This window comes from uncultured Campylobacter sp. (assembly GCF_938018035.1).
Lineage (GTDB): Bacteria > Campylobacterota > Campylobacteria > Campylobacterales > Campylobacteraceae > Campylobacter_B.
In genome coordinates this window covers 1-8610 of record NZ_CALIJF010000212.1, presented here as the reverse complement: position 1 = coordinate 8610, position 8610 = coordinate 1, and the positions used below count along the sequence as shown (strand labels likewise).

Below are 8610 nucleotides of genomic sequence, written 5' to 3'. Positions count from 1 at the left end.
AAGCAGGTAGATCGCCGCCACGAGCGCCGTGTAGGATAGAATTTTAAACGGAGAGAAAAACGCCCCAGCAAAGTTGCTCCGAACCTCGCCCATTTCGTGCTCATCATCCCAACTATCAACACTGCCGCCCGCGCCGTCGAAATCATCATTTGATCCGTCGTGCGCGCCGCCAATTCCGCTCCCAAAATCGCTCGTACTGTCGTCCGGCTTGCCGCTATCTACATCGCCGCCACGATTGCCGTTACCTGCGCTGTCGCTATGATTGCTGTGATCTGCGCCGTAACTCCAGCCGCCGCCCAGATCGCTGCTCGCTCCGATTTTCAAGTCGTCGCAACGCTCGCCTATGCCGCCTTGCGAACTATCGCTAGCTTCGTCGTTTATGCCGCCGTGTGAGTTGCTACAAGTCGCGCTGCCATTCATATTAAATTTATCGGCGGCATGTCCTAAAGCGGTCGCGTCGCAAGCGGAGGTTTTGTCGTCGCTCTTCGTAGGATTTACGTCGCGCTCGCCAGCGGCGGTTATGTCGCGCTCGGCGGTGAAATTTTCGGTATCTTCGTCGTCGGTAGAGTTTACGGCACACTCGCCGGTGGCCTCATCGTACAGGGCGTGGCTATCATCGTTTTCGACGCAGCTATCGCCGCTAGTGAAATTTACGGCGCCTTCGGAATTTTGCGCGTTTGAAATTTCGGCGCCTGAATTTACGCCCCTAAAGCTTTCGCTTTTTAAAATTTCGCCGCCGCAAACATCGCTGTATAAAATTTTATCGTCGCCGCTTGCGACGCCTCGGTTTTTGCCACCAAGACTTGCGGAATTCGTATCGTTTACGGAAGTTTTGCCGCTCATGAAACCTGCGGAATTTTTAGAGCTTTGCCGTAAAATTTCATCGTATTTGCCGGCTCTGAGTTCATCTTCTATTTTGTTGCGGTAAGCGCGAAACGAAAAATATACCGCGCCGAATGCGCCCAAAAATCCCGCTTCCAAGCTAAGAAGCCACGCAAGCGCCCGTACGTCGAAAGAGCCCGTGCCGAAAAACCCGCCGCCGCAAAGCGCTAGCCCAAGCAGGGCAAATGCCGCGTTTAGCGTGCAGTATATGAGCAAAAACCGCCTATTCAATCCCGCTCATCCAATTCGTCGTCGTCAAAATTTTTCGGATCCGCCTTGTATTTCGGATCGTTTTCAAGCTCTTTTAAGCTCGAATTTAGCGCCTTGCACGCGCGGTAAACGTTCAGAAACGCCGCCGCGATGCCGATGGCGATGCCAAGCCAGAGCAGAAGTAGCGAGCCCGTGAGGTGCCGCAGTCCAAGCCCGATCGCTACGCCGATGCCGATCGCTACGACGATTGAGATGCCTAGGCTGATGTCGCAGGCGCCCTTTACGATTTTGTTTAAATTTTTCGTTACTCTCATCTAAAATCCGATTAAATTTAAAACGCAGCTCTTAAAGCGCCGCCATCGCTTCATCCGCGGCGTTTAGTGCAAAGTCGATCTGCGCTTCGTTCATCGTGGCGCAGATGAAGCCCGTCTCAAACTGACTAGGCGCCAAAAATACGCCGCGCTTAATCATCTCGCCGTGAAATTTCGCAAAGCGCGCGGTGTCTGCCCGCAAAGCGCCGTCATAGTCGCGCACCTCTTCGTCTGCGAAAAAGTATCCGAACATCGAGCCTACGCAGGCGGTTTGCAGCGCGATGCCGCGGCGCTGCGCTATGGCGCAAAGCCCATCCGTAAGCCTACGCGCCAGCTCGCCGAGCCTTTCGTAAAGGCCGCTGCTAGCGTAAATTTTACTTAGGCTAGCGATGCCCGCAGCCATTGCGACGGGGTTTCCGCTTAGCGTACCTGCTTGATATACCGCTCCTAGCGGGCTTATCATATCCATGATTTCGCGCTTGCCCGCAAACGCCGCCACGCTCATACCGCCTCCGATGACCTTGCCGAAGGTTACCAGATCGCCGCGAACGCCGTAGATGCCGTAGCTACCTAGCTCGCTCGCGCGAAAGCCGCTCATTACCTCGTCGATTATCAGCACGATCTTTTTCTCGTCGCACAGCGCGCGAAGCTCGGTTAAAAATTCGGGATCCGCCGGCACCAAGCCCATATTTCCCGCAATCGGCTCGATGATGATCGTGCCGATGTCGTTTTGCGCTAGGACGTCCTTTACGCTTTGTATGTCGTTGTATCTGGCTAGGTAGGTATTTTTTGCGATATCCTGCGGCACGCCAGCGCTGCTTGCGTTACCGAAGGTGCTCGCGCCGCTGCCTGCTTTGACGAGCAGGCTGTCGCTGTGGCCGTGGTAGCAGCCCTCAAATTTTAAAATTTTATCCCGTCCGCTAAAGGCGCGCGCAAGACGGATCGCGCTCATCGTGGCTTCCGTGCCGCTGCTGGTAAAGCGGATCTTATCTAGGAAATCGAAATTTTTTAGCACCAGCGAGGCAAGCTGCGTCTCAAGCGGGCTGGATGCGCCGAAGCTTAGCCCTTTTTTGGCGGTTTGCACGACGGCGCGCTCAATGTCAGCATCGGCGTGACCGAAGATGAGCGGACCCCAGCTCTGCACGAAGTCGAGATATTTTTTACCCTCGACGTCGTAGATGTACGAGCCCTCGCCGCGATCCACCATAAAAGGCTCGCTGCCGACGTTACCGAATGCTCGCACCGGCGAATCGACGCCGCCCGGGATAAGTTTAAGCGCCGCTAAAAATTCGTCGTGATTATTCATTTTTTCTCCTTCTTTTTGGGTTGATTTATCGATTTTATATATTTGTAGATGATGATGATCTCATTTTGCGTCAGGAAGTAGCTTGGCATCACGTCGCGCGAGCTACTGATCCCGTCGGCGAGCTCCTGAAGCGAGAGATTGTTGATCGGCGGCGCGTTTAGGGCGCGCTCGTAATAAGCGCCTGCGGTGCGGTTAAATTCTTTATACGTCGCGATCAGCGAGCCCTCGCCCTTTTCGCCGTGGCACTTATCGCAGCCCACGCCGCGCGGGTTTTTATACAGCATCGCGCCGTACTCCTCGTCGGTGATAAAACTCTCGGCTTGTGCGCCGCGAGGTAGAAAAAATATGGCCGCGTTTAAAAATAGCGCTAAAAATATGAAATTTCGCATCTTCCCGTTTCGAATTTTTGGCGCAATGATATAAAAAATGTGCTTAAATTTCATAACGCAGCTATCTTTTCGATCCCCTCGAAATAAAAGACGTTTAGCTCATCCTGCCTGCGGTAGAGGAATTTTAGCCCGTGCGCCTTGGCGATATTATCGACGATGTAGAGCCCCAGGCCGAAGCTTTGTTTGGCGTTCGTGCCCTTGACGAAGGCCTCTTTGTAGTAGCTAAAGTCTTTCTGTAGCGGCTTGCCGAGCGTTATGAAGTCCATCGTTTCAGCGTCTAGGCGGATTAAAATTTTACCGTCTGCGGCGTATTTAACGGCGTTGTCGATTAAATTTTTCACCGCGACGCAAAAGAGCTTCAGATCGACGTTTAAGCTCAGGCCTAGCGGATTTTGTAGCGTGACGCAGCCCGGCTCGATCATCGCGATACTAAGCGCTTCTTTTAAAATTTCATCCATTGAAAAAATTCCGCATTCGCCTAGCGCCGTGCCCGCAGTCGCGCGCTCGACCGCCGCAAATTCGTTGATTAGGCTCTCCAGCCGCTCAAAGACCGAGATGAGGCGCTCTTGATTTTTGCCGTGCTCGATCATCTCGACGGCGATGCGACCCTTTGTGATGGGAGTTTTAAGCTCGTGCATTATGTTTCGCAAAAACAGATGGCGCGATTCGTTAAGCTTATTTATCTGCGTGACCGCCTCGTAAAATGCGTGCGAAACCTCGGAAATTTCATCATTTCCCGCACTTACGTCCTTGATCTGAAGATCGCCTTTAGCAAATTTATCGATCTGACGCTTGAGCTTGCGAAGAGGGCGAATTTTGCGGATGATAAAGATATACGCAAGCAGGATGATCACCAAAATGACGCCGTAGATCGCTTTGAAAATATCGTAGCGGTAGGGCTGATACTCCTTGTCGTTTAAAAGCCGCGTCTCGCCCGCGTGGGTGATCTTTAGATAATGTTTACGTTTAAAAAGCAAGATGTCCGCAGAGCCGATGTCTGCGGAGATGCTATCTAAAATTTCGGCGCCTGCAATGATCTCATCGCGCCTAGCTTCATCGCGGATCGTCGAAAACTCGAAATTTGCGACCTGGCGGTCATATTCGACATCGCTGATGAGCTTACTCATCTGATATAGGTTCGCGCGCGCAACGATGGAGTATTTGGAGTTTAGCTCGCGAGTGTAGTTTTGCTGATCGTAGCCGATGAGCCAGAGTAGCGCGAGCGAAACGCCCACGGCGGCGAGCGCGAAGATGAACGTGATGGTGTAAAAAATCGACGATCTTACTTTCATTAAATTTATATGATCCTTAAATTTTTAAAATTTCAAAGCTTTTAAGCTGCTGGCTTACTTTGCTTTGGCGCACGGAACCGGCTTGCCCTGCTTTAAATTTACGGCGCGGTTTAAAGGCACGGCGCGTAAATTTTAAAAATTCATTGCAAAGCAAGGAACTTTTAAATTTACATAGCCGCACCGCTTTAAATTTTAAAATTTACCCCTTCTCGCTGCCCTGGGCTCTGCTTTTTATAACTCGTCCTGCGCGTAGAGCCGAATTGCTTGTCGAATTCGACGATAAAATTCCGCGCGCATCCAGCCGCGTGCTAAATTTATAACTACAAAATTTTATCGTAAAATTTTAACGCTTCAGTTGAGGCGCCTTAAATTTAAACGGCAAAATCGCGCGGACCGGCTTGCGATTTCAGTTTTGCCGCGCGAGTGCCTCTTAAATTTAGAGCCGCGAGCGGCTAAATTCTATCGCTCCGCTCGCCCGGCGCGAGCGCTCATTGTATCAGCTTATAGCCTACGCCGCGGATAGCGTGGATGTAGCTGGGTGCCTTGGACGTTTCGCCAAGCTTTAGGCGGATGCGACCGATGATGACGTCGATGCTTTTGCTCGAGGATTCCTCGCTTATGGAGCTGCAGTTGTAGATGAGCTCCTCGCGGGTGATCGCGCCGCCTTCCTTTTTGATGAGATACGAAAGCACGTCGTATTCGGCGATAGTGAGTGAAAGGGGCTGTCCTTTGAAGCTGATGACGTGGCGGAAATCGTCCACTTCGAGGTCTTTTTTGGACTTTGCGGCGCGCTGGATGGAGTTTATGTCGTAGCGCTCGATGTGGCGCTTGATGCGCGCTAAAAGCTCTTGCGGATTATAGGGCTTTGGCAGATAATCGTCCGCGCCGAAGTCAAAAGCGTTGATCTTATCGGTCAGATCGTGGCGGGCGCTTGATATTATGATCGGTATATCGGTGTTTTTGCGGATCTCTTTACAGACCTCAAGCCCGTCCATCCCAGGAAGCGTGAGATCTAAAATCACGAGGTTAAAATTTTCTAAATTTAACTTAGAAAGCCCCAAAAACGGATCGTCCGCGACGGTAATATCGATATCGTATTGCTGCAGATATTCGCTTAAAATTTCGGCGAGTTCTAAATCGTCCTCTATCATTAAAATTTTAGTCATAAAAAGCCTTTGAAATTTTGCGCGGATTATAACAAAATATAGTTTATATATTTTAAAGCGGCAGGCTGGAGCGAAATTTTATAAAAATGAGGCGTGGCGGGGTAAAATTTTGAAATTTTTTGAATCGGGCAAAATTTCAAAAATCGACCCAAAAATATGGCGAAATTTTGAAATTCCAAGAAGCAAAATCTGAAAAATTGACGAATTTGGGCTAAATTCGGCTAAATTTTGCCGATTTTTGCGTTTTTTTCTTAAAAAACTATTGTATTTTTTGCGAAACTATTGTAGAATACCGCCTAAACCACTTTATTTTAAAGGATTAGCATGAAAAAAGCTGATTTTATCCAAGTAGTTGCCGATAAGGCAGGTCTTTCTAAAAAAGATACTGTTAAGGTAGTTGATTCTGCACTTGAGGCTATCAAAGAGCTTTTGGTAAAAGGTGATGACATAAGCTTCATCGGCTTCGGATCTTTCGGCATCGCAGAGCGTGCAGCTCGCGAGGGTAAAGTTCCTGGCACAAACAGAACTTACAAATCTCCTGCTACTAAAGTAGTAAAATTTAAAGTCGGCAAACAGCTAAAAGAGGCTGTTGCAGCTGCAAAAGGCAAGAAGAAAAAATAATTTTCTTGCTCCAAGCCCCGTCTTCGGGGCTTTTCTCTTTTAAATTTATACAATCATAGCTTTTTAAATGCCCGAGTGGTGAAATTGGTAGACGCACCAGACTCAAAATCTGGCGAGGGCGACCTCGTGTCGGTTCGATTCCGACCTCGGGCACCATTTGATTTATTTCAAATTTTATCCGGAATTTCAACCACCTTTTGCAAATTTCAACTTGCTATAAAATTTTTTATACTATTATTACTGCGGTATTTCTTTAAAAGAGGCAATTATTTATGATACGTAAAATTCTTATCGCTAATCGCGGCGAGATCGCGGTTCGCATCATTAGGGCCTGCAGAGATCTGCATATTAAAAGCGTTGCGATCTATACCAAACCCGACATCGATTGCTTGCACGTAAAAATCGCCGACGAGGCTTACGAGGTAAGCACCGATGCGCTAAAAGGCTATCTGGACGCCAAAAAGATCGTCGAAGTCGCCAAAGAGTGCGGCGCTGATGCGATACATCCTGGATACGGCTTTTTGAGCGAGAATTTTGACTTTGCAAGAGAGGTCGAGGACGCGGGCATTATCTTTATCGGTCCAAAGCCTGACGTTATCCGCAAAATGGGCAACAAAAACATCGCTCGCTATCTGATGCGCAAAAACGGCATTCCGATCGTGCCGGGTACCGAAAAGCTTAATCACGAGAGTATGGATACGATTAAAAAATATGCGCGCGAGATCGGCTATCCCGTGATTTTAAAGGCTAGCGGCGGCGGCGGCGGACGCGGTATCCGCGAGGTGTGGGACGAGAAGGATATGGAGAGCGCCTACGATTCGTGCACGAGAGAGGCGAAGACCTTTTTTAACAACGATGAAATTTTTATGGAAAAACTCGTCGTCAAGCCGCGCCACATCGAGTTTCAGATCATCGGCGATAATTATGGCAACATCATCCATCTTTGCGAGCGCGATTGTTCGATCCAGCGCCGCCACCAAAAGATCATCGAGATCGCGCCGTGCCCCTCCATTAGCGAGCATCTACGTAAGACGATGGGTACGACCGCGGTAGCTGCGGCAAAAGCGGTGAATTACACCAACGTCGGCACGGTAGAATTTTTGCTCGATGACTACAATAACTTCTATTTTATGGAGATGAATACCCGTATCCAGGTCGAGCACGGCATCACCGAGGAAGTTACGGGCGTCGATCTGGTAGTGCGCCAGATCCGCATCGCAAACGGCGAAATTTTAGAGCTTGAGCAAAGCGACATTAAGCCGCACGGCTATGCGATCGAGGCGCGTATCACCTCCGAAAACGTCTGGAAAAATTTCACCCCCGTTCCAGGCACTGTCAGCGACTATTATCCAGCACTAGGCCCTTCCGTGCGCGTCGATAGCCACATCTACAAAGGTTATAAAATTCCGCCGTTTTACGACTCGCTTCTAGCCAAGCTAATCATCAAAACCACCGACTACGACCTGGCCGTTAATAAACTAGAGCGCGCGCTGAAGGAGTTTCGTATCGAGGGAGTGCGCACGATCATTCCGTTTTTGCTTAGCATCAGCAAATCGCGCGAATTCCGACTCGGCTTTTTCGACACGAGCTATGTAGAGAAAAATTTAGACAAAATTTTAGAAAACACTATGGACGATATGCAGCCGAATAAAAACGAAGCGATCGCCGCCATCGCCGCTGCGATGCGCAAATCGGCGCGGATTTAGGAAAGAGCATGGATTTTTTAGATAGCCTAAAAGATATAAAAAAGGATATGCTTAAGGACAAAGCGGCAAGCTCCGCGCCCAAAAAGCCTAAAAAGAGGAATCCAAATCGCGACGAGTTTAAAGATATTTTTAAAGATGATGATTTGAGCTTGCAAAGCGGGGGCGTCCTAGACGGTGCCGCGGAGGAATTTGACATAGCCAAAGAGAGCATCGCCGCACGCGAAAAGCGCCTCAAAGACGAGTTTTTAAAATACGTGGACGCGGCGAATATCAAAAAGCTGAATGACTGAAATTCCATTTTGCACGCTGGATTTTGCCTGCCCCTATCTAGGTGGCAGAGCTGCACGCAGCGAGTATCTCTACATAAAAGACTGCGACTTCGAGTATAATTCAAGCTTAGTGCAGCACGGCTACCGCCGCTTCGGCAGGTATTTTCAAAAGCCCGTTTGCGCAGCCTGCGCGGAGTGTAAAAGCCTACGCGTTGATGCTTCAAATTTCAAATTTAGCAGATCGCATCGCCGCGTCTATAAAAATAATCGCACGACCGCCTATGTATGGCAATCTCGCCCGCTTTTAAACGATGCGCGTTTGGAGCTTTTCGCGCTCTATCACGACTACATGCATCTAAAAAAGGGCTGGCCTGTGCAAGAGATCGATTTTGAGCGATATGACGAAATTTACGTCCAAGGCCACGGCGACTTCGGCAAAGAAATTTCTTACTACGACG

9 protein-coding genes, 1 tRNA gene and 1 pseudogene are annotated in these 8610 nt (G+C 49.3%); 5 read left to right on the top strand and 6 right to left on the bottom strand.

Going from position 1 to position 8610, the window contains the following annotated elements; all coding sequences use genetic code 11:
• The 6 genes from Q0257_RS06645 to Q0257_RS06620 all read right to left on the bottom strand — a co-directional run.
• On the bottom strand, nt 1-1113 hold a 1113-nt coding region (locus Q0257_RS06645; protein ID WP_298023166.1), incomplete at its 3' end, for a hypothetical protein.
• Nucleotides 1110-1406, bottom strand: a complete 297-nt coding sequence (locus Q0257_RS06640) for an AtpZ/AtpI family protein (protein ID WP_298023162.1) — start codon at nt 1404-1406, stop codon at nt 1110-1112. The genes Q0257_RS06645 and Q0257_RS06640, both read right to left, overlap by 4 nt.
• 31 nt (nt 1407-1437) lie before the next feature.
• Nucleotides 1438-2709: a glutamate-1-semialdehyde 2,1-aminomutase gene (hemL, locus tag Q0257_RS06635; protein ID WP_298023159.1), complete on the bottom strand. Its 1272-nt coding sequence runs from the start codon at nt 2707-2709 to the stop codon at nt 1438-1440.
• Nucleotides 2706-3152, bottom strand: coding sequence for a cytochrome C oxidase subunit III (locus tag Q0257_RS06630; protein WP_298023156.1), 447 nt, complete (start codon nt 3150-3152; stop codon nt 2706-2708). The genes hemL and Q0257_RS06630 overlap by 4 nt, the downstream gene beginning before the upstream one ends.
• The gene (locus Q0257_RS06625; RefSeq protein WP_298023153.1) at nt 3149-4390 is read right to left on the bottom strand and encodes an ArsS family sensor histidine kinase; all 1242 of its coding nucleotides are present in this window, start codon (nt 4388-4390) and stop codon (nt 3149-3151) included. Before Q0257_RS06625 ends, Q0257_RS06630 begins: the two co-directional genes overlap by 4 nt.
• A gap of 488 nt (nt 4391-4878) precedes the next feature.
• Nucleotides 4879-5556, bottom strand: a complete 678-nt coding sequence (locus tag Q0257_RS06620; protein ID WP_298023151.1) for a response regulator transcription factor — start codon at nt 5554-5556, stop codon at nt 4879-4881.
• Nucleotides 5557-5880: 324 nt separating this feature from the next.
• Here Q0257_RS06620 and Q0257_RS06615 point away from each other — a divergent pair, with 324 nt between their 5' ends.
• From Q0257_RS06615 to Q0257_RS06595, 5 genes and pseudogenes are all read left to right on the top strand, one after another.
• On the top strand, nt 5881-6177 hold the full coding sequence (locus Q0257_RS06615) for an HU family DNA-binding protein (RefSeq protein WP_291937435.1): 297 nt from the start codon (nt 5881-5883) through the stop codon (nt 6175-6177).
• A 69-nt stretch (nt 6178-6246) separates the two neighbouring features.
• Nucleotides 6247-6333: transfer RNA gene (locus Q0257_RS06610), tRNA-Leu, on the top strand.
• A gap of 116 nt (nt 6334-6449) precedes the next feature.
• Nucleotides 6450-7883, top strand: a complete 1434-nt coding sequence (locus Q0257_RS06605; RefSeq protein ID WP_298023148.1) for an acetyl-CoA carboxylase subunit A — start codon at nt 6450-6452, stop codon at nt 7881-7883.
• Nucleotides 7884-7891: 8 nt separating this feature from the next.
• Nucleotides 7892-8173, top strand: a complete 282-nt coding sequence (locus Q0257_RS06600; protein ID WP_298023144.1) for a hypothetical protein — start codon at nt 7892-7894, stop codon at nt 8171-8173.
• Nucleotides 8166-8610, top strand: a pseudogene (locus Q0257_RS06595) (arginyltransferase); the annotation flags it as partial. The gene Q0257_RS06600 and the pseudogene Q0257_RS06595, both read left to right, overlap by 8 nt.